This window comes from Rhodopseudomonas sp. RCAM05734, from assembly GCF_052658035.1.
In genome coordinates this window covers 4772145-4797657 of sequence record NZ_CP199742.1, presented here as the reverse complement: position 1 = coordinate 4797657, position 25513 = coordinate 4772145, and the positions used below count along the sequence as shown (strand labels likewise).

Annotated in this window: 20 protein-coding genes; 12 read left to right on the top strand and 8 right to left on the bottom strand. The window is 64.6% G+C overall.

All coding sequences use genetic code 11. The features are described from left to right. Positions 1 to 40 precede the first annotated feature (40 nt). The gene (locus ACUXVA_RS22630; protein WP_265078281.1) at positions 41 to 718 is read left to right on the top strand and encodes a glutathione S-transferase family protein; all 678 of its coding nucleotides are present in this window, start codon (positions 41 to 43) and stop codon (positions 716 to 718) included. 29 nt (positions 719 to 747) lie between these two features. Here the strand turns inward: ACUXVA_RS22630 and ACUXVA_RS22625 are convergent, their stop codons facing one another. The 4 genes from ACUXVA_RS22625 to ACUXVA_RS22610 form a co-directional block, all read right to left on the bottom strand. After that, the gene (locus ACUXVA_RS22625; RefSeq protein WP_265078282.1) at positions 748 to 1395 is read right to left on the bottom strand and encodes an alpha/beta hydrolase; all 648 of its coding nucleotides are present in this window, start codon (positions 1393 to 1395) and stop codon (positions 748 to 750) included. Positions 1396 to 1636: 241 nt separating this feature from the next. Continuing rightward, a complete protein-coding gene (locus ACUXVA_RS22620) occupies positions 1637 to 1834 on the bottom strand; it encodes a hypothetical protein (protein WP_445488223.1) in 198 nt (65 codons plus the stop codon). Next, positions 1831 to 2799 carry an alpha/beta fold hydrolase gene (locus tag ACUXVA_RS22615; protein WP_445488221.1) on the bottom strand — a complete coding sequence of 323 codons (969 nt, stop codon included), beginning with the start codon at positions 2797 to 2799 and terminating at the stop codon, positions 1831 to 1833. The genes ACUXVA_RS22620 and ACUXVA_RS22615 overlap by 4 nt, the downstream gene beginning before the upstream one ends. A 312-nt stretch (positions 2800 to 3111) precedes the next feature. Next, on the bottom strand, positions 3112 to 4395 hold the full coding sequence (locus ACUXVA_RS22610) for a DEAD/DEAH box helicase (RefSeq protein ID WP_445493335.1): 1284 nt from the start codon (positions 4393 to 4395) through the stop codon (positions 3112 to 3114). A gap of 255 nt (positions 4396 to 4650) precedes the next feature. On the opposite strand from ACUXVA_RS22610, the gene ACUXVA_RS22605 reads away from it, so the two are divergent. The 8 genes from ACUXVA_RS22605 (at position 4651) to ACUXVA_RS22570 (ending at position 12382) form a co-directional block, all read left to right on the top strand. Further along, on the top strand, positions 4651 to 5817 hold the full coding sequence (locus ACUXVA_RS22605) for a cysteine desulfurase family protein (RefSeq protein ID WP_445493334.1): 1167 nt from the start codon (positions 4651 to 4653) through the stop codon (positions 5815 to 5817). Between the two features lie 93 nt (positions 5818 to 5910). After that, positions 5911 to 7392, top strand: a complete 1482-nt coding sequence (sufB, locus tag ACUXVA_RS22600; protein WP_445488219.1) for a Fe-S cluster assembly protein SufB — start codon at positions 5911 to 5913, stop codon at positions 7390 to 7392. Between the two features lie 130 nt (positions 7393 to 7522). Beyond that, positions 7523 to 8278 (top strand): Fe-S cluster assembly ATPase SufC, encoded by a 756-nt coding sequence (gene sufC / locus ACUXVA_RS22595; RefSeq protein ID WP_265078285.1) that lies wholly within the window; start codon positions 7523 to 7525, stop codon positions 8276 to 8278. 38 nt (positions 8279 to 8316) lie between these two features. Continuing rightward, a complete protein-coding gene (gene sufD / locus ACUXVA_RS22590) occupies positions 8317 to 9639 on the top strand; it encodes a Fe-S cluster assembly protein SufD (RefSeq protein ID WP_445488217.1) in 1323 nt (440 codons plus the stop codon). Then, complete coding sequence (locus ACUXVA_RS22585) at positions 9636 to 10883, top strand: cysteine desulfurase (protein WP_445488215.1); 1248 nt, start codon at positions 9636 to 9638, stop codon at positions 10881 to 10883. Before sufD ends, ACUXVA_RS22585 begins: the two co-directional genes overlap by 4 nt. Further along, complete coding sequence (locus ACUXVA_RS22580; protein WP_413776357.1) at positions 10880 to 11284, top strand: SUF system Fe-S cluster assembly protein; 405 nt, start codon at positions 10880 to 10882, stop codon at positions 11282 to 11284. Before ACUXVA_RS22585 ends, ACUXVA_RS22580 begins: the two co-directional genes overlap by 4 nt. A 63-nt stretch (positions 11285 to 11347) precedes the next feature. Continuing rightward, positions 11348 to 11755: a HesB/IscA family protein gene (locus ACUXVA_RS22575; protein WP_265078287.1), complete on the top strand. Its 408-nt coding sequence runs from the start codon at positions 11348 to 11350 to the stop codon at positions 11753 to 11755. A gap of 192 nt (positions 11756 to 11947) precedes the next feature. Continuing rightward, positions 11948 to 12382 (top strand): TfoX/Sxy family protein, encoded by a 435-nt coding sequence (locus ACUXVA_RS22570; protein WP_445488212.1) that lies wholly within the window; start codon positions 11948 to 11950, stop codon positions 12380 to 12382. 112 nt (positions 12383 to 12494) lie between these two features. Here the strand turns inward: ACUXVA_RS22570 and ACUXVA_RS22565 are convergent, their stop codons facing one another. From ACUXVA_RS22565 to ACUXVA_RS22555, 3 genes are all read right to left on the bottom strand, one after another. Further along, positions 12495 to 13562 carry a GGDEF domain-containing protein gene (locus ACUXVA_RS22565; RefSeq protein ID WP_265078289.1) on the bottom strand — a complete coding sequence of 356 codons (1068 nt, stop codon included), beginning with the start codon at positions 13560 to 13562 and terminating at the stop codon, positions 12495 to 12497. A 112-nt stretch (positions 13563 to 13674) separates the two neighbouring features. After that, the gene (locus ACUXVA_RS22560) at positions 13675 to 15288 is read right to left on the bottom strand and encodes a DEAD/DEAH box helicase (protein ID WP_445488210.1); all 1614 of its coding nucleotides are present in this window, start codon (positions 15286 to 15288) and stop codon (positions 13675 to 13677) included. A 315-nt stretch (positions 15289 to 15603) separates the two neighbouring features. Continuing rightward, complete coding sequence (locus ACUXVA_RS22555; RefSeq protein ID WP_445488208.1) at positions 15604 to 20547, bottom strand: beta strand repeat-containing protein; 4944 nt, start codon at positions 20545 to 20547, stop codon at positions 15604 to 15606. A 230-nt stretch (positions 20548 to 20777) separates the two neighbouring features. Between ACUXVA_RS22555 and ACUXVA_RS22550 the strand changes: the two genes are divergently transcribed. Continuing rightward, the gene (locus tag ACUXVA_RS22550) at positions 20778 to 22505 is read left to right on the top strand and encodes a winged helix-turn-helix domain-containing protein (protein WP_445488206.1); all 1728 of its coding nucleotides are present in this window, start codon (positions 20778 to 20780) and stop codon (positions 22503 to 22505) included. A gap of 63 nt (positions 22506 to 22568) precedes the next feature. On the opposite strand, the gene ACUXVA_RS22545 is transcribed toward ACUXVA_RS22550, so the two are convergent. Next, a complete protein-coding gene (locus ACUXVA_RS22545; RefSeq protein ID WP_265078293.1) occupies positions 22569 to 22904 on the bottom strand; it encodes a hypothetical protein in 336 nt (111 codons plus the stop codon). 210 nt (positions 22905 to 23114) lie between these two features. Here ACUXVA_RS22545 and ACUXVA_RS22540 point away from each other — a divergent pair, with 210 nt between their 5' ends. Together ACUXVA_RS22540 and ACUXVA_RS22535 are read left to right on the top strand one after the other, a co-directional pair. Then, positions 23115 to 24605: a caspase family protein gene (locus ACUXVA_RS22540; protein ID WP_445488203.1), complete on the top strand. Its 1491-nt coding sequence runs from the start codon at positions 23115 to 23117 to the stop codon at positions 24603 to 24605. A 144-nt stretch (positions 24606 to 24749) separates the two neighbouring features. Then, positions 24750 to 25511 (top strand): outer membrane protein, encoded by a 762-nt coding sequence (locus ACUXVA_RS22535; RefSeq protein WP_265078295.1) that lies wholly within the window; start codon positions 24750 to 24752, stop codon positions 25509 to 25511. Positions 25512 to 25513: the final 2 nt, after the last annotated feature.

Sequence of the window (25513 nt, the reverse complement as noted above, 5' to 3'; positions counted from 1 at the left end):
GCATGTACATGGGCGCTCTGGATCACCCCGGGGAAAAGTCATGACGCAGCAGCTCAAACTGATCAGCCACAAACTGTGTCCCTACGTGCAGCGCGCCGCGATCGCGCTTGGCGAAAAAGGCGTGGCTTTCGAGCGGATCGATATCGATCTCGCCGCCAAGCCGGACTGGTTTCTGGCAATGTCGCCGCTCGGCAAGGTGCCCGTGCTTCAGGTATCGAGCGGGACGGGCGACGCTGTGCTATTTGAGAGCAACGTGATCTGCGAATATATCGATGAGGCGTTCAGCGGGCCGAAGCTGCATCCGCAGGATGCACTGGAACGCGCGCAGCATCGCGCTTGGATGGAGTTCGGATCGTCGATCCTGGGCGATGTCTGGGGTCTGGAAACCACGGCCGACGCGGCGGTGTTCGAAACCAAGCGGCTGGCGGTTGCCGCAAAATTCGCGCGCGTCGAGGCCGCGCTTGGAACGGGGCCTTATTTTGCCGGCGCTGCCTTCAGCCTCGTCGATGCAGTGTTCGCGCCAATCTTTCGTTATTTCGAGGTGTTTGATCGTCTCAGCGATCTGCGGATCTTTTCCGACACTCCGAAATTGCGCGCCTGGCGAACGCAGCTTGCGCTGCGTCCGAGTGTCAAGGCTGCGGTGCCGGCGGAGTATCCCGAATTGCTGTACGCCTTCCTGCTACGCTACGACGCCCATCTGCTGAAGCTGGCGGCGTAGAGCGCACCGGACCGGCCGACGTCCAACGATCAGCGGACGTTGGCGAGCCGCATGTCGAGATAGCCGGTGACCGATTCCATCAGCGGCTGCAGTTTGCCGTCGAAGAAGTGGTTGGCGCCGGGGATGATGTGCTGGTCGATGACGATGCCCTTTTGGGTCTTCAACTTCTCGACCAGGGTGTTGACGTCCTTGGGCGGCACCACCGCGTCCTTCTCGCCATGGACGATCAGGCCCGAGGACGGGCAGGGCGCCAGGAACGAGAAGTCATAGAGGTTGGCCGGCGGCGCGATCGAGATGAAGCCTTCGACCTCGGGGCGGCGCATCAGAAGCTGCATGCCGATCCAGGCGCCGAACGAGAAACCGGCGACCCAGCAGGCGCGGGCTTCGGGATTGATTGTCTGTGCCCAGTCGAGCGCCGCCGCCGCATCCGACAATTCGCCGGTGCCGTGGTCGAACGAACCCTGGCTGCGGCCGACGCCGCGGAAATTGAAGCGCAGCACCGAGAAGCCGCGATGCACGAAGGCGTAATAGCACTGGTAGATGATCTGGTGGTTCATGGTGCCGGCGAACTGCGGATGCGGGTGCAGCACCATGGCGATCGGCGCGTTCTTCTGCTTGGCAGGATGATAGCGGCCTTCGATGCGGCCGGCAGGGCCGGTGAAAATGACTTCGGGCATGAATGATCCTTAGATGATCTCTTGGGCAATCAACCGACTTCGCGCAGTGTTCGGCGGGTGGGCTTGAAAAGCCCGGGCTCGGGGAGCTCTGCGTCTCAAGTGGCGGATCGGGCGCAACGTTGGACGGCGCCGGGTGAAGCTGAGGCCGCGTTCTACCATGAGCGCAGGGGCAAAAAGCAAGGCTTTTGTCGCTGTCTAGGCCCGGCGCAGCCCCGGGTCGCCGGACGTAACCGCCTGAAATTCAAATAAAAACGATGCGGGACCGGTGCAACGGACAGCTTCGATCGATGCCATCAGCGCCCGGTAACGCCGGCTTCCCGAAACCGTTTGGCCTTTGCCTGGTGCCGAAGAAGCGATTGTTGCTGGCAAAGCCATCAAGGCGAACATCATCACCAAGCTGCGCGTTGGGGTAGCCCCAATAGTCTTGCGCTGCGATCATCGACTTTTTGCGTCCGAGCGCACGGTGTCCACGACATCACGGATCGCATCGATCACGATATCGGGCCGGTCGAACTGGATATAATGGCTGGCGTCGGGCACCAGCACTTGTCGACCGCGTGTCGACCACGAGGCTTCGTCCTGCTGCAGTTTTTGCCAAACGCCTCGTTGCAGGACATCTTCCTGCTTCGTCATGTTTTGACTCTTCAGCGTCGCCGCAGTGAGCGGTGCCATCGCCGTAAGGACAATTAGAGGGCGGTCGCCCAGTGCGCGTGAAATACGCCCTTCGGCTTTGGTCCGATCAAGGCCCTCCATCTCCGAGAGCGCTCCTGCAAATGATGTACTGGAATAGGCGTTTGTCATCTGGGTGACGCTTGCAGGGACATTTGGCGGCCCTTCTGACGGCATTGTCAGGCGGATGATCCCCGTCCATGACAAGTTCATCACACTCTTCATGGCTTCAGCGCTATGATCCGCTTTCGGCTTCACCTCCTCGGCCAGCCTGGCATCCTGATCGGGATGGGAGGTATCGACGAACACTAGCCCGACGACCTGATCACCAAATTTTCTGGTATAGGACAAGGCGTAGGGCCCGCCGATGGAATGCGCGACCAGAACAAACGGCCCCTTCTCTCCAGCCGCCATCAGGGTCGCATTGAGATCGTCCGCGACGGAATCGGCATGTTGTGGTGTGGCCTTTGGATCGCTCCACATGATCCCGGCGCGGTCATAGGCACAAGCGCGCGTAACGCCAGCAACGGCGTCATGCACCTTCGTCCAGGACAGCGAACCGGAAAGATCCAGCCCAGCCTCGAAAATCACTGTCGGGAATCCGTTCCCGCGGCAGTCCAGATGCGTCTTGCGCCCGCCAATATCTACCAGCTTGCCCGGTGGGGGATATTTCGCCACGGCGTGATACCGCGAAAGCGCCTCATATGCGGCGCCGGTGGCAACAAGCAGCGCCATGAGCAGAAGCAGACCCAGGACGATGTGCTTGATCCAGCGCCATATCTTGGATGAACGGGATGGAAGCGGTGGAGATATCAACGGAGGTCCGATCATAAAGTGAACGGGAGCGACGGCGGGCAGCCCGCTATTTTGCGCACGTTACCGTCGCTGCGCATCATCCTGAGCGCCTCGCTTTCGTCGGGGCGCGCCATGTTGATCGATATCCTGCCGCCGCGGGTCGCAGCCTTGGCGAGACAGGCTCTAAGACGCTCCGGGCTTGCCGGAGCCAGGCGAAGGTACGTTCAACGACCCAGCTTCGCTGCAGTACGATTAAGCGACCTTGGCCGCCATGCGCGCGGCAAGTTTCTCTTCCTCGGTCCAGATTTTGCGTTCGCGCGGCGGTTTCGCCGGCTTGACCTGCTTGGCCGGCCCGCCGCCCAGCACCGGCGCGCGCGCGGTCGAGTGGCGCGCCACTTCGCAATGCCACTGGTGGTCGTCGTGAACGGTCAAGGTCCGACCGATTTCCCGCTCCACATCATGCAGCCAGGCGCGCTGCTCGGCGTCGCACAGGGTGATGGCGAAGCCGCTGCGGCCGGCGCGACCGGTGCGGCCGATGCGGTGAACATAGCTTTCCGGCAGGCTCGGCAGGTCGTGATTGAACACATGCGTCACGGTGTCGACATCGATGCCGCGCGCCGCGATATCGGTCGCCACCAGAACCTGCACCGTCCCGGCGCGAAAAGCGTCCAGCGCACGCTCGCGCTGACCCTGCGACTTGTTGCCGTGCAGCGCCTCGGCGGTGATCCCGGCCTCGGTGATGAAGGCGCAGACTTCGTTGGCAATGTTCTTCTGCAGGGTGAAGACGACGGCCTGTCCGATCTCCGGCGTCTGCAGCAGCGCCAGCAGCGCCGCCTTCTTGTGGGCTGCGTCCATGAACATCACGGACTGTTCGATCCGGTCGACGGTGGTCGATGGCGGGGCGATCTCGACCTTCGCGGGATCGCGCAGCAGGCTCTCGGCCAGCGCGGCAATGGATTTGGGCATCGTTGCCGAAAACAGCAGGGTCTGCCGATCCTTCGGCAGCGTTGCGACAATGCGCTCGATCGGCTTGGCGAAGCCCATGTCGAGCATCTGGTCGGCCTCGTCCAGCACCAGCGCTTCAAGCCCGGACAGGTCGCACAGGCCCTGGTCGATCAGATCCAGCAGGCGGCCGGGCGCGGCCACGATGATGTCGACGCCTTCCTTGAGCGCATTGACCTGATGGAACTGACTGACGCCACCGAAGATGGTTGTGACGCGAGGCTGCAGATGGCGGCCGAACGTCTCGAAACCGGCCGCAATCTGGGACACCAGTTCGCGCGTCGGCGCGAGGACCAGGACGCGGGCACCGCCTTTGGGCGCCGGGCGGGGATTTTGGGCCAGGCGATGCAGCAGCGGCAGCGCGAAGGCGGCGGTCTTGCCGGTGCCTGTCTGCGCCATGCCAAGCACGTCACGGCCCAGCAGCAGCATCGGAATGGATTGGGCCTGGATCGGGGTCGGGCGGGAATAGTCTTCCTCGGCCAGTGCCTGCAGCAACAATGGCGCCAGAGCGAGATCGGCGAAAGTCATGGTCATGGTCACGCGGCGCCTCCAGCGCTGAGCAAGGCTGCGCCTGGTCGGGCTTAGCTTTATGAGAGGGCGGACTGTTAGGGGCGATGCTGCACTGCGTCAACGCGGAAAGCAGGGCGGCAGCGGTTTAGTGTCCGGTTTCTTATTCCGCCGCGCTAAAGTGGATCGACATCTGTTCGCCCATAACCGGACCTACAAGTTGGTGAAGCTTGCGAACATCCGCCCGCCATTTCATCAATCCACGCGAAGGCATTGAATTCATTGGCCCGTGACCGCGTCTATCTCGACTGGAACGCCACCACGCCGCTGCGCCCCGAGGCCCGAGCGGCGATGACTGCGGCCTGGGATCTCGCCGGTAATCCGTCGTCGGTGCATGCCGAGGGCCGCCAGGCGCGACGGTTGGTCGAAGACGCCCGGGCGGCCATCGCCGCGGCCGTGGGTGCCGATCCACGCAACGTCGTGTTCACCTCGGGCGGTACCGAGGCCAATGCGCTGGCGCTGGGTCCCGGGCTGCGCCGTGGAGGTGGGCAAGCTATTGAAAAATTGGTGATTTCCTCCATTGAGCATGCGTCCGTGCTGTCCGGTGGCCGGTTTGCCGCCGGGGACACGGCGATGGTGCGTGTCACCGATTCCGGGCTCGTCGATCTCGACCACCTGCGCGTGCTGCTCGATGGTCCCCCGGCGTTGGTCTCGGTAATGCTGGCCAACAACGAGACCGGGGCCCTGCAGCCGGTCACCGAGATCGCGGAACTGGTTCATCAGGCCGGGGGCTTGCTGCACGTCGATGCGGTGCAGGCGTTTGGCAAAATACTGATTGATATCAGTGCTCTGAAAGCTGATCTTCTATCGATTTCTGCGCATAAAATCGGCGGTCCCAAGGGAGTCGGCGCGTTGGTGTTGGCCGAGGGCGTGGCCGGGCTCGATGCGCTGCTGCGCGGGGGCGGGCAGGAGCTGGGGCGGCGCGCAGGGACCGAGAATGTGCCGGGCATTGCCGGCTTCGGCGCGGCGGTGCGGGCGGTGATGGCCGGGCTCGACGAGGATGCTGCCCGGATGGAACAGCTGCGCGATCGCCTTGAGGAGGGCTTGCGGCAAACCAGGGGCGTTTTTGTGTTCTCCCAGAATGTGCCGCGTTTGCCCAATACCACACTTTTTGCGGTCCCTGGCCTGAAGGCGGAGACCGCGGTGATCGGGTTCGACCTCGAAGGAATCGCGGTATCGTCGGGATCCGCCTGTTCCTCCGGCAAGGTGCAGCCCTCCCATGTGCTGGAAGCGATGGGATTCGGTCCGGAACTCGCCAAGTCTGGCCTGCGTCTCAGTCTTGGCTGGTCAACCAGCGTTGCGGAGGTTGATCGTTGCCTGGAGGCTTGGCGAAAGCTCTCGGGTACATTACTTAAGCTGAGCGACGAAACACAGCTTGAACGGTTCTAAGGCAGGTGATTTCATCCGCGGAACATCGTAAAGAACCCTTTCAAGATTGAATTTGATCCACCGCGGTCCTTGAAACCGCGAGCGGAGGATAGAATGGCTGCCGTACAAGAGACCGTCGATCGGGTTCGCCAGATCGACGTCGATCAATATCGCTATGGATTCGTCACGGACATCGAGTCCGACAAGGCGCCCAAGGGGCTGTCGGAAGACACCGTCCGCTTCATCTCCGCCAAGAAGAACGAACCGGCCTGGATGCTGGAATGGCGCCTGGAAGCCTATCGGCGCTGGCTGACCATGGAGGAGCCCACCTGGGCGCGGGTTCACTATCCGAAGATCGACTTCCAGGATCTCTATTACTATTCGGCGCCGAAGCCGAAGAAGGCGATCGGCTCGCTCGACGAGATCGATCCGGAAATTCTCGAGACCTACAAGAAGCTCGGCATTCCCCTGCGCGAGGTCGAGGCGCTGGAAGGCGTCGTGCGTCCCGAGGGCGAGCGGCGAATCGCGGTGGATGCGGTGTTCGATTCGGTGTCGGTGGCGACCACCTTCCAAGCTGAGTTGAAAAAGGCCGGCGTGATCTTCATGCCGATCTCGGAAGCCATCCGCGAACATCCCGAACTGGTGCAGAAATATCTCGGCACGGTGGTGCCGACCTCCGACAACTTCTATGCGACGCTGAATTCCGCGGTGTTCTCGGACGGCTCGTTCGTCTATGTGCCGCCAGGCGTGCGCTGCCCGATGGAGCTGTCGACCTATTTCCGCATCAATGAGCGCAACACCGGCCAGTTCGAGCGCACTCTGATCATCGCCGACAAGGGCGCCTATGTCAGCTATCTCGAAGGCTGCACCGCGCCGCAGCGCGACGAGAACCAGCCGCATGCCGCTGTCGTCGAACTGGTCACGCTCGACGATGCCGAAATCAAGTATTCGACGGTGCAGAACTGGTACCCCGGCAACTCCGAGGGCAAGGGCGGCATCTACAACTTCGTCACCAAGCGTGGCGACTGCCGCGGCAACAACTCGAAGATTTCCTGGACCCAGGTCGAGACCGGTTCGGCCATCACCTGGAAATATCCGAGCTGCATCCTGCGCGGCGACAATTCGCGCGGCGAGTTCTACTCGATCGCGATCTCGAACGGTCACCAGCAGGTCGATTCCGGCACCAAGATGATCCATCTAGGCAAGAACACGACCAGCCGGATCATCTCCAAGGGCATCGCCGCCGGCGTCTCGCAGAACACCTATCGCGGCCTCGTCACTGCGCATCGCAAGGCAACCAACGCCCGCAACTTCACGGCGTGCGACTCGTTGCTGATCGGCGACAAATGCGGCGCGCACACCGTGCCCTATATCGAGGCCAAGAACTCCTCGGCGCTGTTCGAACACGAGGCCACCACGTCGAAGATTTCCGAGGACGTGCTGTTCTACTGCGTCCAGCGCGGGCTTAGCCAAGAAGAAGCGGTCGGCCTGGTGGTCAACGGCTTCGTGAAGGACGTGCTGCAGCAGCTGCCGATGGAATTCGCTGTGGAAGCGCAGAAGCTGATTTCGATCTCGCTCGAAGGCTCGGTTGGATAGCGATCTCGCTGGTGAGGGCTGCGCAGCAGTTCTCTCTAAGCATCGGCGACAGAAATGAAGGTTCATCCTTCGAGGCGCGCCAAACCGGACGCGCAACTCGGGATGATATGGATAAGAGGATAGAAGACCAATGGCATTGATCGAAGTCAAAAACCTGCAGGTGCGTGTCGAGGAACGCGAGATCCTCCATGGCCTGAACCTGACGGTGAATGCCGGCGAGGTCCATGCCATCATGGGGCCGAACGGCTCCGGCAAGTCGACGCTGAGCCATGTCATCGCCGGCAAGCCGGGCTATGAGGTGACCGGTGGTCAGATCCTGTTCAAGGGCGAGGACCTGCTGGAGATGAGCCCCGATTCCCGCGCCGCCGCAGGCGTCTTCCTGGCGTTCCAGTATCCGGTGGAAATTCCCGGCGTCACCACCATGAACTTCCTGCGCACCGCGCTGAACGCGCAGCGCAAGGCGCGGGGCGAGAGCGAATTCCTGGTGCCGGAGTTTCTCAAGAAGGTGCGCGATGTCGCGGCCTCGCTGAATATTCCGATGGAAATGCTGAAGCGCGGCGTCAACGTCGGGTTCTCCGGCGGCGAGAAGAAGCGCAACGAGGTGCTGCAGATGGCGCTGTTCCAGCCCAGCCTGTGCATCCTCGACGAAATGGACTCCGGTCTCGACATCGACGCGCTCAGGGTTGCCGCCGACGGCGTCAATGCGCTGCGCTCGCCCGACCGTGCGATGGTCGTCATCACGCACTATCAGCGTCTGCTCAACTACATCGTGCCGGACGTCGTCCACGTGATGTCGAAGGGCCGCGTGGTGAAATCGGGCGGCAAGGAACTGGCGCTCGAGCTCGAGGCGACCGGTTACGCTCAGTACGAAGATGTGGCGGCTTAACGACCTGGCAGCCTGACGGCGCCGAAACGGATGTTGTGATGAATGTTGCATTGGCAAAAGTAGAAACCGGACACGCGCTCAGCGACGCCTTCGTCGGCGCACGCGCGCGGCTGCCCGGCACCGGCAAGGTCGTCGCCCTGCGCGAGCAGGCCTATGCCGCCTACGAATCGACCGGCCTGCCGCATCGGCGGATCGAGGACTGGAAATACACCGACCTGCGCGTACTGATGCGCGCGGTGCTGCCGCTGGCCGCGGCGCCCGATGCCGCCGCGCTGTCGCGTGCGGCCGAAGCGCTGCAGCCGCATACGATCGATGGCGTGCGCAGGCTGGTGCTGGTCGATGGCGTGTTTGCGCCGAAACTCTCCGACCTCGGCAAGCTCGACAAGAGCCTCGCCATCCGCACTTTGCGCGAGGTGCTGGACGCCAACGAGCCAGCCTTGCATGCACGGCTGTTCGCGCTCGACAACGCCAATCCCATGCAGGCGCTAAACGGCGCGATGATGACCGACGGTCTGGTGGTCACGGTTGCTGACGGCGCGGCGCCGGCGCAGCCGTTGCACATTGTCCATGTCGCCACGGCAGCCTCAACGGCGATGTTCACGCGTTCGCTGCTGGATCTCGGCAAGGACGCTCGCGCTACGCTGGTGGAAAGCTTCATCGCCGCCGATGGTATCGAGGTCTATCAGGCCCACGACGCGACCGTCATCAATGTCGGCGACGGCGCGCGGCTCGATCATGTCCGCCTGATCGAGGACAGTCGCGAAGCCTTCAACATTGCCTCGTCGCTGATCACGGTCGGCCACAAGGCCCACGTCAACACCTTCGGCATGAACACCGGTTCGCTCGTGAGCCGTTACCAGGCGGTGATCGAGATCGCCGGCACGCATTCCCATGTGGAAACCAACGGCGTCAACCTGCTCAACGGCCGCCAGCATGGCGACACAACGCTGGTGATGAACCACTCGGCACCGGACTGCGTCAGCCGCGAAGTGTTTCGCGCGGTGCTTGACGATCGCAGCCATTCGGTGTTCCAGGGCCGCATCAATGTGCGGCAGATCGCCCAGAAGACCGACGCCAAGATGATGACGCGCGCGCTGCTGCTGTCCGACGAGGCGGAAGCCTCGAACAAGCCGGAGCTGGAAATCTTCGCCGACGACGTCGCCTGCGGCCATGGCGCCACCACCGGTGCGCTGGACGAGAGCCTGCTGTTCTACCTGCGCGCCCGCGGCCTGTCGGAGAAGGCGGCGCAGGCGCTGCTGATCCAGGCTTTCGTCGGCGAGGCCATCGAATCCATCGTCAATGACGACCTGCGCGAGCTGGCGATCGGCGCAGCCGCGCGCTGGCTGGAGGCGCGGGCATGACGGTGCATCCGGCGGTCTCCAACGGCACCTACGACGTCGACGAGGTCCGCAAGGATTTCCCGGCGCTGGCCATGCAGATCTATGGCAAGCCGCTGGTCTATCTCGACAACGCCGCCTCGGCGCAGAAGCCGAATGCGGTGCTCGACCGCATGATGCTGGCCTACAAGACCGAATACGCCAACGTGCATCGCGGGCTGCATTACCTCGCCAATGCGGCGACCGAAGCCTATGAGGGCGGTCGCACCAAGGTGCAGCACTTCCTCAACGCGAAGCGCCCCGAAGAGATCATCTTCACCCGCAACGCCACCGAGGCGCTGAACCTGGTGGCGGCGTCGTGGGGCGGCGTCAACATCAAGGAGGGCGACGAGATCGTGCTCTCCATCATGGAACATCACTCGAACATCGTGCCCTGGCACTTTTTGCGGGAGCGCCATGGCGCCGTCATCAAGTGGGCGCCGGTCGATGACGAGGGCAATTTTCTGCTCGACGAATTCGAGAAGCTGCTGACCGACCGCACAAAGATTGTGGCGATCACCCAGATGTCGAACGTGCTCGGCACGGTCGTGCCGGTAAAGGACGTGGTCAGGATTGCGCACGCGCGCGGCATTGCGGTGCTGGTCGACGGCAGCCAGGCCGCGGTGCATTCGGTGATCGACGTGCAGGATCTGGACTGCGACTTCTACGTCTTCACCGGGCACAAGCTGTATGGGCCCACCGGCATCGGCGTGCTGTACGGCAAGTACGACACGCTGGCGACCATGCGTCCGTATTCCGGCGGCGGCGAGATGATCCGCGAAGTGGCGCAGGACTGGGTCACCTATGGCGACCCGCCGCACCGTTTCGAGGCGGGCACGCCGATGATCGTCGAGGCGATCGGCCTCGGCGCCGCCATCGATTACGTCAATTCGATCGGCCGGGAGCGCATCGCCGCCCATGAGCACGATCTGCTGACCTATGCCGAAGGCAAATTGCGCGAGATCAACGCGGTGCGGCTGATCGGCAATGCCCGCGGCAAGGGACCGGTGATCTCATTCGAGATGACCGGCGCGCATCCGCATGATGTGGCCACGGTGATTGACCGCCAGGGCATCGCGGTGCGGGCAGGGACCCATTGCGCCATGCCGCTTCTGGAACGATTCAATGTCACGGCAACGTGCCGGGCGTCGTTCGGGATGTATAATACCCGCGAGGAAGTTGACCATTTGGCGCAGGCGCTGATCAAGGCACGGGATATGTTTTCATGACCGACACCATCGAAGCGAACAACACCGCGGCCGTTGCCAATGCGGACGTCAAGGCGAGCCAGATGCAGACCGTTTCGGCGCTGGCGCCCGAGGAGACCGAACGGCTCGGCACCGAAATCGTCGCCGCGCTGAAGACGGTGTTCGATCCGGAGATTCCGGCGGATATCTACGAGCTCGGCCTGATCTACAAGGTCGACATCAAGGACGACCGCACCGTCGACGTCGAGATGACGCTGACGACGCCGAACTGCCCGGCCGCGGCCGAGATGCCGCAGATGGTGGAGAACGCCGTGGCCAGCGTGCCGGGTGTCGGCGTGGTCAATGTGGCGATCGTCTGGGAGCCGGCATGGACGCCGGACCGGATGACCGATGAGGCGCGCCTCGTCCTGAACATGTGGTGACGGCGTGCGTTCGATTTGTTGAGACGACGACAGCGGCCTTGAATGGCCGCGAGGACTGAACAAATGACCGATATGACCCCAGCATCCAGCCTTCTCGCCGCCAAGCCCAAGGCCCGCCCGCGTCCCCAGGTGATGCGGCTCACCGACGCCGCCGCGGCACGCGTGCGCGAGCTGACCTCCCGCGCCGATTCCGAGATCGTCGGCCTGCGGGTCGGCATCAAGAACGGCGGCTGCGCCGGCCAGTCCTACACCGTCGAATACGCCCACGATGTCCGCCCGACCGACGAAGTGGTCGAGGACAAGGGCGTCAAGATCCTGGTCGAGCCGAAGGCCGTGCTGTTCCTGCTCGGCACCGAGATGGACTACAAGGCCGACAAGATGCAGGCCCAGTTCATCTTCAACAATCCCAACCAGACCGGCGCCTGCGGCTGCGGCGAGTCGGTGCAGCTGACGGCGGCGAAGCTGGATTGAGGCTTCTTCAACCTCCACAGACGCTCCCGTCATCCTGAGGTGCCGTCGCGCAGCGACGGCCTCGAAGGATGGGCCGCGAGCGCCGGCTCCTGTCGCCGCATCCTTCGAGGCTCGCCAAGAGGCTCGCACCTCAGGATGACGGCCGAGAGCTTGGCGCTTTGACGGAAGCCAATCCCATCCTACACTTCCCCCATGGATCGCGATTTTCTCACCGAGCTGTTTGCCGGCTTCGGGCCGGTGACCATCCGCCGCATGTTCAGCGGCTACGGCATTTCGGCTGACGGCACCAACTTCGCGCTGGTGCTGCGCGGCGCGATCTATCTGCGCGCCGATGCGACCACCATTCCGCGCTATGAGAGCGAAGGCTCGAAGCCGTTTTCCTACGAGGCCAAGGGCAAGACGCGCACCATCGGCTCGTACTGGCAGCCGCCGGAACGGCTGTACGACGAGCCGGACGAGGTGACGGAGTGGGCGCGCGCGGCGCATGCCGCGGCCGAGCGCTCCGCGCTGGCGAAGCGGAGCAAGACGCGTGTGAAGAAGAAGGTGGTGAAGAAGGCCGCGAAAGCGAAGGCGCCAGGAAAGAAGACTGCAAAGAAAACTGCAAAGAAAACGAAGACCTCATCTTGAGGAGCCGCGCACTTGCGCGGCGTCTCGAAGGATGGGGAGGAGGCGGTGCGCCTGCAGCCTCATGGTTCGAGATGCGCGAAGACCGGGCTCCTCACCAGGAGGTGTCGGTAAGTTACGCCACCTGGATATGAACTTCGGCGGAATATTCCGCATCGACCTCGCAGACGACGCGGTTGCGGCCGTTGCGCTTGGCGGCGTAGAGGCAGGCGTCGGCACGGCCGATCAGCGCGTCCATGTCGTCGCCGGGCTGCAGCGTGGAAACGCCCACCGACAGGGTGACGCGGCCGAGGATCTCGCCGGTGGATTTCTTCTTCAGTTCCTTGGCCATGACCGCGCGGCGGATGTGATCGGCCACGGTGAGCGCCTGGCGCAGCGGCGTATTGGGCAGCACCACGGCGAACTCCTCGCCGCCGTAGCGAGCGGTGATGTCCTGGCCCTTGATGGTCTGCCTCATGGAGATGCCGACAAGGCGCAGCACCTGGTCGCCGGTGAGGTGGCCGTAATTGTCGTTGAACGACTTGAAGTGATCGATGTCGAGCATCAGCAGCGACAGCGGCTCTCCGAGATTGAGTGCCTGCTCCATGGCTGCGACCAGCGCGCAGTCGAAGAACTTGCGGTTGCCGAGGCCGGTAAGGGGATCGGTCAGGCTCTCGGCGCGGATCGCCTCGAGACTCTGCTGCAGGTTGCTGATCTCGCTCTTCGACGCGTTGAGACGGGCTTCCAGCGCCAGATTGGTTTCATGGGCCTCGCGAGTGGTCGCGACCAGCGACTCGATCACCGCCTTGACCTGGTCGCGGTCCTTGGCAAGCGTCAGCCGCTTGCTGGCGCCGCCCAAAATCTGGCCGAAGCTCTCGGTCATGCCCATCGCGTCTGAGATCAGCGACATCACGTCGTCGATCTCGCCGATGACGCGGGCACCGACCTTGTCGATGCGGTCGGTGACGCGGATTTGCGACAGGTAGGTCTCGTAGATCAGGTCGAGATCGGCTTCGGTCAGCTTGCCGTTGAGCGCCAGCGTCTCGTTGATCACCCGGTTGAGCGATGAATTATAGCCGGTCGCGTAAACGTACCAAATCTCGTAGTTCCGCGGAATCGCGGTCTGACGCAGCGACTTGATCTGTCCTAGAGCGACCTCGGCAAACGCCAGGGTACGCTGCTGTTCGTCAAAGATACCGGTCACTTACTGTGCCCCCGCCGACGGGCCAGGATGCACCGTCGTTAAACCAGAAATAAACCGCTGAAAATATCTACCTTCAAGTTAGGCCCAGATCATGAATCCCGGGTAAACGACCTCAGGTTGAACCGACGCGGGCGCGCACCGGGCGCAGCAGGAATGCCGGCAAATGCGAGTGATCGGCGGGCTCGGATGCCTGCTCGCGGGACTGCGGCGCTTCGGCGCGGCCGATGGAGGGCGTGCGCGACGGCGGCGGAGCGGTCGGCGGGGTGAAGGCTGCGACCGGATCCTGCGATGCGGGCTGCGGGTTGCGGCCGCGACCGCCGCTGCCGGACCGACGGGGCTCGCGGTCGGCCGCGGCGCGGGGGGCCTGGTCGGCACGCGGTTCACGTTCGGCGCGAGGTTCGCGCTCAACTCGTGGCGCGCGGTCTGCGCGCGGTTCGCGCTCGCGGCGCGGCTTGCGGGACTCGCCGCCGCCGTCACGGCCACGACCGCCTTCGCCGCCGCCGAAATTGGCTTCGCGATTGCCGTTGCGCCTGCGGCGGCCCTCGGGGGCGCGCTCGCCGTCGGCGGGGGCAGCCGAGGCCTCGCCGGGTTCGCTGGCGGTGACGCCGCTCTCGGCGTGGGGAATGGCTTGGCCGATCAGCTTCTCGATGGCGGCCATGGATTTGACGTCGGACGGCGCCACCAGCGAAATCGCGGTGCCGGTGCGGCCGGCGCGGCCGGTGCGGCCGATCCGATGCACGTAATCGTCGGGATGGTGCGGGACGTCGAAATTGAAGACGTGGCTGACGGCGGGAATGTCGAGGCCGCGGGCGGCAACGTCGGAGGCCACCAGGATCGGCAGCTCACCCTTGCGGAACTGGTCGAGCGCCGCGGTGCGGGCCGACTGCTCCATGTCGCCGTGCAGGGCGCCGACGCTGAAGCCATGCTTTTCGAGCGACTTGGCCAGCAGCGCCACTTCGCGCTTGCGGTTGCAGAAGATGATCGCGTTGTTGAGGTCGGTGGCGCCGCGCATCAGGGCGCGCAAGGCTTCGCGCTTCTCATGCGGCTCGCGGCCGACGCTGACCTGGGACTGGGTCACGGTGACCGCGGTGGAGGCCGGCTTGGAAACTTCGATCTTCACCGGGTTGTGCAGGAAGGTCTCGGTGATGCGGCGGATTTCGGTCGGCATCGTCGCCGTGAAGAACAGGGTCTGGCGCGTGAACGGCACCAGCTTGCAGATCCGTTCGATGTCGGGAATGAAGCCCATGTCGAGCATGCGGTCGGCTTCGTCGATGACCAGCAATTCCACACCGGTGAGCAGCAGGCCGCCGCGTTCGGTGTGGTCGAGCAGGCGGCCCGGCGTGGCGATCAGCACGTCAACGCCACGGGTCAGCTTGGTATCCTGGTCGCCGAACGAGACGCCGCCGATCAGCAGTGCCACGTTGAGCTTCTGGCCGACGCCGTATTTGTCGAACTGCTCTTTCACCTGGGCGGCGAGTTCACGGGTCGGTTCGAGAATGAGGGTGCGTGGCATGCGGGCGCGGGCGCGGCCCTTTTCCAGCATGGTCATCATCGGGAGAACGAAGGCAGCGGTCTTGCCGGTGCCGGTCTGGGCGATGCCGAGCACGTCGCGGCGCGCCAGCACATGAGGAATCGCCTGTTCCTGAATGGGGGTCGGGGTGGTGTAACCGGTGGCCGCGACGGCGGCGAGCACCTTGTCGGACAGGCCGAGATTGTTAAAGGACATTGAGCCTCTGTTATGGGGGCATGATCTCTGCCGAAAACCGGAAGACCACTTTTCGGGACCATGCCTCTGGAAGAAACCGCCGCTTGGATTCACGGGAAACACTGTCGCGCTCAACCCCGGAGCGGCACGCTAAATTGCACGGGGATCTCAGTGCGCAGACAGGCGGCTTAGTCGAGGCATCGCGTTTCGATGCCGGGCCGCGTCAGGCCGGAACATAGGGCGGAATTGGCGGAAGTCAATCCGCCAGCGGCCAAATGGGCTGAAAAGCCGAAGGTTTTGAGGAAATGACACCCGAATGCCCGTTAACCGGGCACCTTACCAGCCGTAGCGCGCCACGCTCTTGCCGGCGTAGCTGCGGGAGCCGCCGGAGAATTCTCCCTCGAAGGTTGCGGCCAGTGAGATGCCGCAGGCGAATCGCATTTCCGCCGCGGCCGTGGTCAGCGCGGAGTCGGGGGAGGCGGCGGCGCCGTTGACCACGAAAGCCGCGCCGGGCAGCGTCTGGAAGACAGCGGCGACGCTGCGGTCGGTGTGGAAATCATGCGCCCATGCGGCACGGCCGCGCAGGGTGAGGACCGCATCGGCGACCGCGAAGGACTTGTCGCTGCGCAGGCCGAGTTCGGTGCGCGGCGAGGTCACGGTCTTCGAACTGTAGTTCAGCGCGAAGGTGTTGGCGCCGCCGTTGATGGTTTCGGCATAAGCGGGCAGGTCGAGCGCGGTGATCTGCGCTACGGCGTAGGGGGTGATCCCGATACCGCCGTTCATCCACGGCAACACATAGCGGTTGCCGCCTTCGATGCGGGCCGAATAGCTGTTGGCCTTGAAGTTGGCATGCAGCCGGTCGATGCCGGCGACCGTGACGCTGCGGTCCGTGGTGACGTCCTGCCAGCCATAGGCCAGGGCGGCGGTGATATAGGCCGATGCCGCGGTGTGGCGGACGTAGGCGCCGGCCTGGAACAGGTCGGAGCGCCCGGAGCCGGCATTGGCAACGCTGAAGTTCGTCGCGCCGCCAGATAGTGCAAAGCCGGCGACGGTGTTCGGCGACAACAGATAGTCAGCACCAACCGCGACGCCGCCGACGCTGGCGGTGGCATCATTGGAGCCGAGCGCGGCGTTGCCGCCGGTGTTGCGCGATCCGCCGAAGCCGGCCGCCCACACGTTCCAGCGCGCCTCGAAGGTCGGCGCGCGCGGCACCGCCTTGGTGATCATGGCAAAGGCATCGCGCTCGGCGACGGCGCGCTTCTGGCCCGCATAGGCTAGTGCCTGATCGGCGAACGACGCCACGCCGGGCGTGGCCGCACCAAAACCTCTGCCGGCTACGGTGGGATCCGTCAGCAGGCCAAGAAACAGGTTCATGGCGTCGAAGGTGGCTTGCTGGGTGCCGGTGGCCAGTTCGCCGGAGACCTGGGTGAGGCCGGCGGGGGACAGTGCCGCGAAGGCAAGCGGAATGCCGCCGTTGCGGTTGAAATAGCCCGTGAGCGCGCTGCCGACGTTCTGCTGGTTGATGTTGAGTCCGGACGGGATGCCGAAATTCAGCTTGAGATCGAGATAGACGTTGTTGGCGTCGTAGCTGAGGCTCGACGACACCGTCGACGGCAGGTTCGAATTCACCAGCGAACTGAACGTGCCGCTGATGCCGCCGGTGGCATTGAGAATGGCGTATTGCTTCGGCAGATAGCTGCCGGTGAAGCTGGTGTTCACCGTCGCGCCACCGAGTGTCGCCGTACCCGTGACGTTGACGCGGTCGGCGGATGTCGGCGACACCTCGACCACGTAGCTTGCGGCGGAGGTGAGCACGAGATTGCCGGCCACCGTGAGCAGGCCGATCGAATTGCCCGGCGCCAGCGTGCCGCCGTTGATGGTGGTGTTGCCGACGAAGCCGTTGCCGCCGAGCGTACCTCCGGCATTCACCGTGACGCTGGAGGACGAGGTGATGTCGCCATTCACCGACAGCGTGCCGCCGTTGACGGTCGTGGCACCCGTATAGGCCTCGGTGCCGGTGATGTTGGCGCGCCCGGTGCCGACCTTGGTCACGCCGCCAGTGCCGGCCAGAGTGGCCCCGATGGTCCCGTCCCGCAACTCGAACAGCGCCGATGACACCAGCGTGCCGTTGATGATGGCGCCCGACGTCAATGTCACGCCGCCGTTCTGTGTCTGGGTCGTGCTGCCGAGATCGAGGGTGCCGCCGGCCACGGTCGTTGCAGCGCCGCTGTCGCCGAGGGTGCCGGCGCCGCCGATCCGCAGCGTGCCGGCATTGACGAAGGTGCCGCCGGAATAGGTGTTCAGGCCTGTGAGCGTGGTGATGCCGGAGCCGGCCTGCACGACCTTGCCGGGATCGCTGTTGTCGTCGGAGATCACGCCGCCGAACGTATACGCATTGGAGCGATTGAAGATCAGCGTGCCGCCATTGGTGACGTCACCGGTGATCGAACCGGTGGTGCCGCCGTTGCCGAGTTGCAGCGCCCAGCACGAACAGATCAAGGTGCCGCCGCTATACGCATTGTTGCCGGTCAGCGTGAAGGTGCCGCTGCTGCCGAAGCCGCCGACCCACAACGCGACGGGGCCGCCCGGTCCGTCGGCGATGGTGCCGGAGAAGGTGGTGCTGACGCTGTTGCCGCCGACGCTCAGCGTCGCCGCACCGGCCGCGGAGTTGGTCACGGTGCCGGCGCCGCTCAGCGAGCCGATGAACTGGAACGAGTTGTTGAGGTCGAGGGTCGCGCCGGCGGCGATGGTGAAATCGCTGTTCTGGCTCAGCATGCCGGATGCCGACGACGCCTGCAACGTGCCGGCCATGACATTGGTGGCACCGGAATAGTCGGTGATGCCGGAGAGCCGCAGCGTGCCCGCGCCCAGCTTGGTCAGGCCGCCGGGGCCGGACAGCGCCGACGACACGTCGAAGGTGTTGCCGGCGTCGGCGATATCGAAGCCGCCGCCATTGACGCCCAGGTTGATATTGCGGGTCGTCGCGGTGAACGCCGTGCCGGTGACCTGCAGGATGCCGCCGTTGATGGACAGGGCCTCGTTGGCGCTGCCGAGATTGCCGTCAGACGACACCGACAGCGTACCGCTGTTGATGTTCCAGCTTGTCGCCTGGCCCGGCGTGCCGGTCAGCGTCCAGATGGAGTCGCCGACCTTGTTGAAGGTGCTGAAGCCCTGATACTGCGCGGTGCTGCCGATGCTGCCAGCATCGAATGTGGCGCTGCCGGTGCCGCCGAGCTGGAAGGTGTCGCCGCCGGTGCCGACGACAGCGCCTGATATCACCGAGTTCGCCCCCAGCGTTAGCGTACTGCCCGCTGCACCGAACCGGATGGCGGCGACGTTGCCGGTGATGGTGCCGTCGTTGAACACCGAAGTGAGGCCGTTACTGAAAATGCCGTACTGGTGGCTGCCCTGGATGGTGCCGGCATTGGTGATGGTCGCGACGCCGTTGCTTGTGATGGAGATGCCCGTAGCGCCGCTGATGAGGCCGGTGGTGCTGCCGTTGCCCGCATAGTTGACGACCGAGAGGGTGGTGTCGGCCAAAATGCCAATGCCGGAGGGGCCGCTGCCGATGATGGCGCCCGAATTGATGACGGTCGTCGGAACCAAAGTCTTGATGCCGTACTGGCCGCCGCTGATGAGGCCGCTGGTGACGCCGTCGCCGGCATTGTTGGTGACCAGGAGGCTGCCGCTGCCGAACCTGCCATCGATCGCCGTGTCGCCCGACTTGATTGCGCCGGAATTGGTGATGGTCAGCAGCCCGCTCAGGTTGGCGATCGCAGACACGCTGCCCTCGATCAATCCGGTGGCAGCGTTGGTGATGGATCCGCCGCCGGCCGCGATGCCGCTATCGCTGGTGCCGACGATGGCGCCGGAATTGGTGATGGTGACCGCGCCGTCATAATTGACGCCGCTGGTGCCCTGAATGATGCCGGTGTTGACGCCGTCGCCGGCATTGTTGGTGAGGACCAGGCTGGACACGAAGCCGCCCGCGACCGCGACGCCTGAGGACGACAGAAGCGCGCCGGAGTTGACGATGGTCTGGAGCCCGGAAGCGTTGGAGATCGCGGCGAAGCCGTTGCCCCTGATCAAGCCGGTGGCCGCATTGACGATGGTGCTGTCACCGGTTGTGAGAGCACCAACACCGACGCCGGTGATGGTGCCGGCGTTGCTGACAGTGATCGGTCCATTGGAATAGATGCCGAACTGAAAGCCCTGGATGGTGCCGGTCGTCGGGCTGCTGCTGGCAAGGTTGGTGACCTTGCCGCCGGCGGCCTGGATGCCGGCGTTGCCGGTGGACATGTCGCTGGAGATCAATCCGGCATTGGTGATGTCGACCACGCCGGTACTGAAAACACCGTTGGATCCGTTGCCGATGCCGGTGATGGCGCCGGAATTGGTCAGCGTCAGGGCATCTCCCGCGCCACGGACGCCCGCCAAGCCGGTGATGGTGCCGGAATTGGTCAGGGTGAGGGTGCCGGACACCGAATCGATGCCGTAGCCATTGCTTGCCGGCCCGGCGCCGCCGTTGATCGCGCCCGCATTGACGATCGTCATGGTGGCATTGCTGACCACGCCGGCGCCGCCGTGATTTCCGGCGCCAAAGTTGCCATCGCCCTGCACGCCGCCGGCAATGGTGCCCGCGGCCGTGTTGGTGAAGGTGACGCCGCCCATGGTGAAGAGCAGGCCGGCGCCGCCATTGCCGCCATAGCCTTTCTGTCCCGCGGTGCCGCCGCTGGTATCGCTGGAGCCGCCATCACCGCCCTGGCCGCCGGTCAGGGAGCCGCTGTTGCTCATCGCTCCGGTCCCGGTGACGACGATGTCACCGCCGCCGCCACCGCCGCCACCGCCGGCTCCGAGACTCGCGCCGCTGCCGCCCGCGCCGCCGGTGCCGGCGGTCAGCGTGCCGGTATTGTTCAGTATGCCGAAGGAGAGGTCGGCACCGCTGGCGCCACCGCCTCCGCCGCCGCCTCCGCCGGCGTCCGGGGTACCCCCGAGGCCGTCTGCGCCGGGCGAGGTGCCGCCGGCGCCGCCCGTCGAGACGCCGCTGCCGGGGGCGCCGTCCTGGCCGTTGCCATTGGTGCCGCCGCTGCCCCCGCTCCCCGCGGCAACGACCGACTGGTCGCCGGCGCCGCCCTGGCCGCCCTGGCCCGAAGCCAGAGCCGGGGTGCCGGCGAGCAGGGCGGTCGCGACACCGACCAGCGCCGTGCCGGTCAGTAGAGTCGCAGTCAGACGACGTCGTGAGCCGCGATCCGAAACTGCCCGAACTGAAATGATCTGCACCGAAACCGCCTGACCTGCCGTTGCGGGGAGGGGGCATTGCCCGCCATCCGCCGTGGAATCGAGAGCCGTTGGTTGCGGCAATTGATGCCCGAACGGTATCGTCACCCGCAGGGGCGGTCCTGATGGGGAGGCGGCTACATTCTGAAATTTTTCTGATATTTCGCGATATTCAGGCTTCAAAGGCACATTTCTGCTACTGCCCGAACCTCGAATGTCGGGACTCACCATCGATGGTTTTGTGTTTTTCGGGTTTTGAACTGGATCGTGAACGCGCCGAATTGCGGGGGCCCGATGGCGTTGCCATCAAGCTTCGTCCGAAGACCTGTGCGATGCTGTCGCTGTTCGCAGCCAATGCCGGGCAGGTGCTGAGCAAGCAGGATCTGATCGAGGCGGTGTGGCCGAACGTTCATGTCGGCGACGACAGCCTGTTCCAATGCATCAAGGAGATCCGGACGGCGATCGGCGACGACCGGCGTCAGATGATCCGGCTGGTGTCCGGCCGTGGCTATGTGTTCGAGGCCGATGTGCTTGCGGGCGAGCCGGCAACGCCAGAGCCGGCCGCCGCCGAACCCGCAGCGGTCTTGCCAACGATCCTGCCGGAGGTCCCGCCGGCCGATCAAGGCCGGCCGGCGGAGCCGTCTGCCATCCCGCGCGTTGCGCGAAAATCCAACTGGCGCCATGCGGCCTTCGCGGTCGCGGGTCTCGGCGCCATTGCGGCGCTCGCCATATTGGCGATAAGGCTGACGCCGGACCTCGTCCCCGCCCGCGGAGCACCGGTCATCGCGGTGATGCCGATCGCCGCGGCCGATGACGACAGCGGCGCGATGGCCGCCAACGTCACGACGCGTCTTGCCGATGGCCTGGCCAAGATCGAGAACATCCGGGTGGCCGTGCCGCAAAGTGGGTCGCAGGCCGGCTCCGGCCAAGGGGCGGACTTCATCGTCAATGCCGAATTGCGCAAGACCGAACGTTCGTGGGAGGTGCGGGCGCGCATGACCCGGGCCGCGACCCGCGAAGTCGTGTGGACCGCCCCGGTGTCGGTGTCCGCCGACGAGACCGAATTGTCGCAACAGCAATCGCGACTCGCCGCCGGCATCGGACATCCGCTGGCGTTGCGTCTCGGTGTGTTGCTCGATCCCGCTCCGCCGGTCGCCACAAGCGATGGCGGTTCGCCACCCGGGAGTGCCAGGGTGGTGATCGAGCAGGCCACGGCGTCGATCGTGCAGACCTCGCGCGAGCGCTTCGAGACAGCGCAGACCATGCTGGAAAAGGCGCTCGCCGGCGATCCCGACAATTCCGACCTTGCCGTTGCGCTGGCCGCGCTGCAGATGCGCGGCGTCCAGATGGTTTGGTACAATCCGGAGGAGCGCGCCGCTGCAGAGCACAGAGCGCGGGAAGTCCTGGAGCGCGCCTTGCGCAACAAGCCGAACTCCATTCCGGTGCTCGAAGCCTATTGCCGCTTTCTCAACGCCACCAACGAGTTTGTCGAGAGCCTGGTAGCCTGCGCCAGGACGCTGAACTTCGATCCGTGGAACGGTGTGGGACTCTACCATATCGGTCTGGCCCAGATGCAACTCGGGCGCTTCGACGATGCGCTGGCGTCGTTCCAGCAGGCCGATCGTTTCGATACGCCGCAGGTGTCGCGGTGGACCTGGCGGCTGGGGATCGGGATGATCTATGTGCTCACGCAGCGCGGCGAAGACGCCTTGCCGTGGCTGCAAAGCTCGATCGCCATCACCCCCGCGTCGGGGCGCCCTTACATGGTGCTGGCCGCGGCCTACCTGCAATTGGGACGTGCTGCCGAAGCAAAGACAGCGATGGACAAGGCGATCGAACTGCGTCCCGGTTCGAACCTCGCCAATGTCACGCTGCCGAGCAAGAACGCCAGCGCGGCCTTTCTTGCGGCGGGCGATGCGCTGGGGCGGGCGTTCGTTGCGGCCGGCCTGCCGGAGCACTGACCCTATGCCGGCTTCAGCATGTCGTCGCCACCCGGCACGCCGTTCGCGTGGTCGGTCGGCCGGCTATCGGCCGTAATTGCCAAGCCGCCGCGACAGATCCTGCATCACGAACGCATTCATCCGCAGATTGACGGCCTTGCCGTCGGCCAACCGCAGGTCGATCTCGTAGGTCGCCGGATCGATCTGCCTGAGCGCATCGATCTGCATGACATTGAGCTTCGAGAGATCTTCGGCGGGTTGCGCGGCGGTCGCTGCGGGGCGGGGCACCGGCTTTGCGGCCCGCGCAGCAGGCTTCCGGGCGGCGGGAGCGGGCGCGGCGTCCTGGGCCTGAGCGGCGTCCTGCGCCGGAGCCTGGGCCAGAGCCACGGTGGAAAGCAGCAGCGCCGCTGCAAACAGCATGAATTTCAAGGCGAATCTCCGCAGATCGAGTGAGCGTCATATGATGCGGCATTTACGCGCATTTTGTGATGGTCGTATCGTCAAAACGAAGTTCAGCCGGCCGCGCGGCAGGCCTATGCGCTGTGAACCGTTTGCATTTGGGGGCCGACGAAGGCAGGACTGCGGGACAGGCTGCGGATGAGGATATCCGCTGCGGACGAGGATATCACGATGCCCAATTTGTCGATCAGGTTCCTGGCATCGGCCGGCCTGGCCTTCGCGCTCACGATCTTCGCCGCACCGGCATTCGCCGACAAGCGCGTCGCGCTGGTGATCGGCAACAACGACTACCGCAACGTCCCGAAGCTGCAGAAAGCCGTCAACGACGCCCGCACCATGGGCGATGCGCTGCGGGGGCTCGGCTTCCAGGTGATGGTGGCGGAGAACCAGACACGGCAGGGTTTCAGCCAGACCCTGCAGGCATTCGACGCATCGGTGGAGAAGGGCGACACCGCGTTCTTCTTCTTCGCCGGTCATGGCTTCGAGATCCGCGGACAGAACTATCTGCTGCCCACCGACGTGCCGGCGGCCAGCGAGGGTCAGGAAGAACTGGTACGCGACGCCTCCATGCTGGCGGACCGCATCGTCGAACGGCTGCAGAACAAGGGCGCGCGGACATCCATCCTGGTGTTCGACGCCTGCCGCAACAATCCGTTCGAGCGCGCCGGCACCCGCGCCGTGGCCGGAGGCGGCGGGCTGGCGCCGATGACCACGCTGCCCGAGGGCGTGTTCTCGATCTTCTCGGCCGGACCGCGGCAGACCGCCCTCGACCGGCTGTCCGACCAGGACGCCAATCCAAATTCGGTATTCACCCGCACCTTCGTCAAGCAGCTCGAGACGCCCGGCGCCAACCTGGTGCAGGTGGCGCAGCGCACCCGCCGCCTGGTCAGCGAGATGGCCGAGACCGTGCGCCACAAGCAGGTGCCGGTGTATTTCGACCAGATGGTCGACGACGTGTTCCTCAATGGCGCCGCCGCGCAAGCCGATGCAAAACCGGAACCCGTGCAGAAGCTGGCAGCACTGCCGCCCGTGGCGCCGCGCACCGCGCCGACCAACGAGGCCGTCAACGCGCCGATCGCCAACTTCTCGCGCCACAATGGCGGCTGGAGCGTCACCTTCTCCATCGCCGATCCGACGCTGGGGATTTCCTGGCGGATGAACGATACGGCCGAGTTCAAGGAGACCGGCTTTCTCGACACGCTGGATCCGCGGACGCGAAAACGGATGCCCAATCCGTCGATCCAGCTCGATGCCGACGCGCCGGCCGCCACCATTCGGCTGCGCTATGTGGACGCGTCCGGCGAGTTGCAGGGCCCGTTTCCGATCCGCTTCGATCCGGAAGCCGCGTTGATCCGCGACCAGCGCAAGATCCTGGACATGACCGCCTCAAGCTGGCTGTCGTTCCGCGACTATAACGGCCTGCTGGTGTACTATAGTCAGTTGCTGTCATTCCGCTGCGCGATCCGCGAGGCACGGATCGGCATCGACAGCGCGGTGCCGGACAAGCTGCTGAAGCTGCCGCCCTGCGACATGAAGGATCCCATGTCGATCCCCTCCCAGGCGCAGACCTACATGAAGCTGCCGGGCACGACCAAATCGGTGTCGGTCGAGCTGACCTTCCGCGACGGCAGCGTGTCGGAGATCAAGAGTTTTCGCCGCTGAAAATCGTCAGCGCCTGGGCTCCTGTGGCAATCCTGCAACCGTCACCGACAAATTCGCTTAGGTTGCAAGTATTTTTTATCGCAACTTCAGCGACGGAGTCATTTTGGGCGAAGCTGGTCAGCCGTTCGATGGCAGGAGTTGCGTATGCCCCGACGTGTCAGTCTCGTCTTCATGTCCGCACTATCAATCGGCCTCGGCGCCGCCGGCGGCGTCTGCGCCGCGGACCTGTCGTTTCCGGTGCCGGCGCTGAAGGCGGCATCGCTCCCCGTCAACACCAACTGGAGCGGCCTGTTCATCGGCGCCGAGGGTGGCCAAGGCTGGGGCACCGATCAACTGTTCTTCCCGGGGCCGCTCAGCAGAACCAGCCGCTTTGACACATCGGGCGGGTTGGCCGGCGCGGTGATCGGCTATCACTTCCAGCTGCCGGTCAGCAATTGGGTGTTCGGCATCGAGGGCAGCCTGGACTGGACCGACATCAAGGGCACCACGCCTTGCCCGCTCGCGATCTTCAGCTGCAGCACCAAGCTTGAAGGACTTGCGACCGGCACCGGCCAGATCGGCTATGCCTGGAGCAACTTTCTGGTCTATGGCAAAGGCGGCTTTGCCTGGGGCGGGGATCGCGCCTGGGCAACGTCGGCAACCGGCGCCGTTGTCGAACGCACCGCAAAGGTCGACCGTGTCGGCTACGTGCTGGGCGCCGGCATCGAATACATGTTCGCGCCGAACTGGGCCGCCAAGCTCGAATACAATCATATCAGGTTCGACAGCACGACCGTGGCGGCGCGCAGTCCGGGCGGCGTGTTCTTGGAGAATATCGAGCTGAGCGGCCGTTCTCTCGACCTGGTGAAAGGCGGCGTCAACTATCACTTCAACTGGCTGCCGCCGGCCGTGCTGGTGCGCAACTAGAG

What these genes read in the sequence shown, in the direction of transcription:
- ACUXVA_RS22615 (WP_445488221.1), bottom strand. Translation starts at nt 2,799, where the DNA reads ATGGCGCTGCTTGTTGCCACCGGCGCCGCATATGAGGCGCTTTCGCGG.
- ACUXVA_RS22535 (WP_265078295.1), top strand. Translation starts at nt 24,750, where the DNA reads ATGCCCCGACGTGTCAGTCTCGTCTTCATGTCCGCACTATCAATCGGC.
- ACUXVA_RS22560 (WP_445488210.1), bottom strand. Translation starts at nt 15,288, where the DNA reads ATGTCCTTTAACAATCTCGGCCTGTCCGACAAGGTGCTCGCCGCCGTC.
- ACUXVA_RS22610 (WP_445493335.1), bottom strand. Translation starts at nt 4,395, where the DNA reads ATGACCATGACTTTCGCCGATCTCGCTCTGGCGCCATTGTTGCTGCAG.
- ACUXVA_RS22585 (WP_445488215.1), top strand. Translation starts at nt 9,636, where the DNA reads ATGACGGTGCATCCGGCGGTCTCCAACGGCACCTACGACGTCGACGAG.
- ACUXVA_RS22625 (WP_265078282.1), bottom strand. Translation starts at nt 1,395, where the DNA reads ATGCCCGAAGTCATTTTCACCGGCCCTGCCGGCCGCATCGAAGGCCGC.
- ACUXVA_RS22620 (WP_445488223.1), bottom strand. Translation starts at nt 1,834, where the DNA reads ATGATCGCAGCGCAAGACTATTGGGGCTACCCCAACGCGCAGCTTGGT.
- ACUXVA_RS22630 (WP_265078281.1), top strand. Translation starts at nt 41, where the DNA reads ATGACGCAGCAGCTCAAACTGATCAGCCACAAACTGTGTCCCTACGTG.
- sufB (WP_445488219.1), top strand. Translation starts at nt 5,911, where the DNA reads ATGGCTGCCGTACAAGAGACCGTCGATCGGGTTCGCCAGATCGACGTC.
- ACUXVA_RS22580 (WP_413776357.1), top strand. Translation starts at nt 10,880, where the DNA reads ATGACCGACACCATCGAAGCGAACAACACCGCGGCCGTTGCCAATGCG.
- sufD (WP_445488217.1), top strand. Translation starts at nt 8,317, where the DNA reads ATGAATGTTGCATTGGCAAAAGTAGAAACCGGACACGCGCTCAGCGAC.
- ACUXVA_RS22545 (WP_265078293.1), bottom strand. Translation starts at nt 22,904, where the DNA reads ATGCTGTTTGCAGCGGCGCTGCTGCTTTCCACCGTGGCTCTGGCCCAG.
- ACUXVA_RS22550 (WP_445488206.1), top strand. Translation starts at nt 20,778, where the DNA reads ATGGTTTTGTGTTTTTCGGGTTTTGAACTGGATCGTGAACGCGCCGAA.
- ACUXVA_RS22570 (WP_445488212.1), top strand. Translation starts at nt 11,948, where the DNA reads ATGGATCGCGATTTTCTCACCGAGCTGTTTGCCGGCTTCGGGCCGGTG.
- sufC (WP_265078285.1), top strand. Translation starts at nt 7,523, where the DNA reads ATGGCATTGATCGAAGTCAAAAACCTGCAGGTGCGTGTCGAGGAACGC.
- ACUXVA_RS22540 (WP_445488203.1), top strand. Translation starts at nt 23,115, where the DNA reads ATGCCCAATTTGTCGATCAGGTTCCTGGCATCGGCCGGCCTGGCCTTC.
- ACUXVA_RS22575 (WP_265078287.1), top strand. Translation starts at nt 11,348, where the DNA reads ATGACCGATATGACCCCAGCATCCAGCCTTCTCGCCGCCAAGCCCAAG.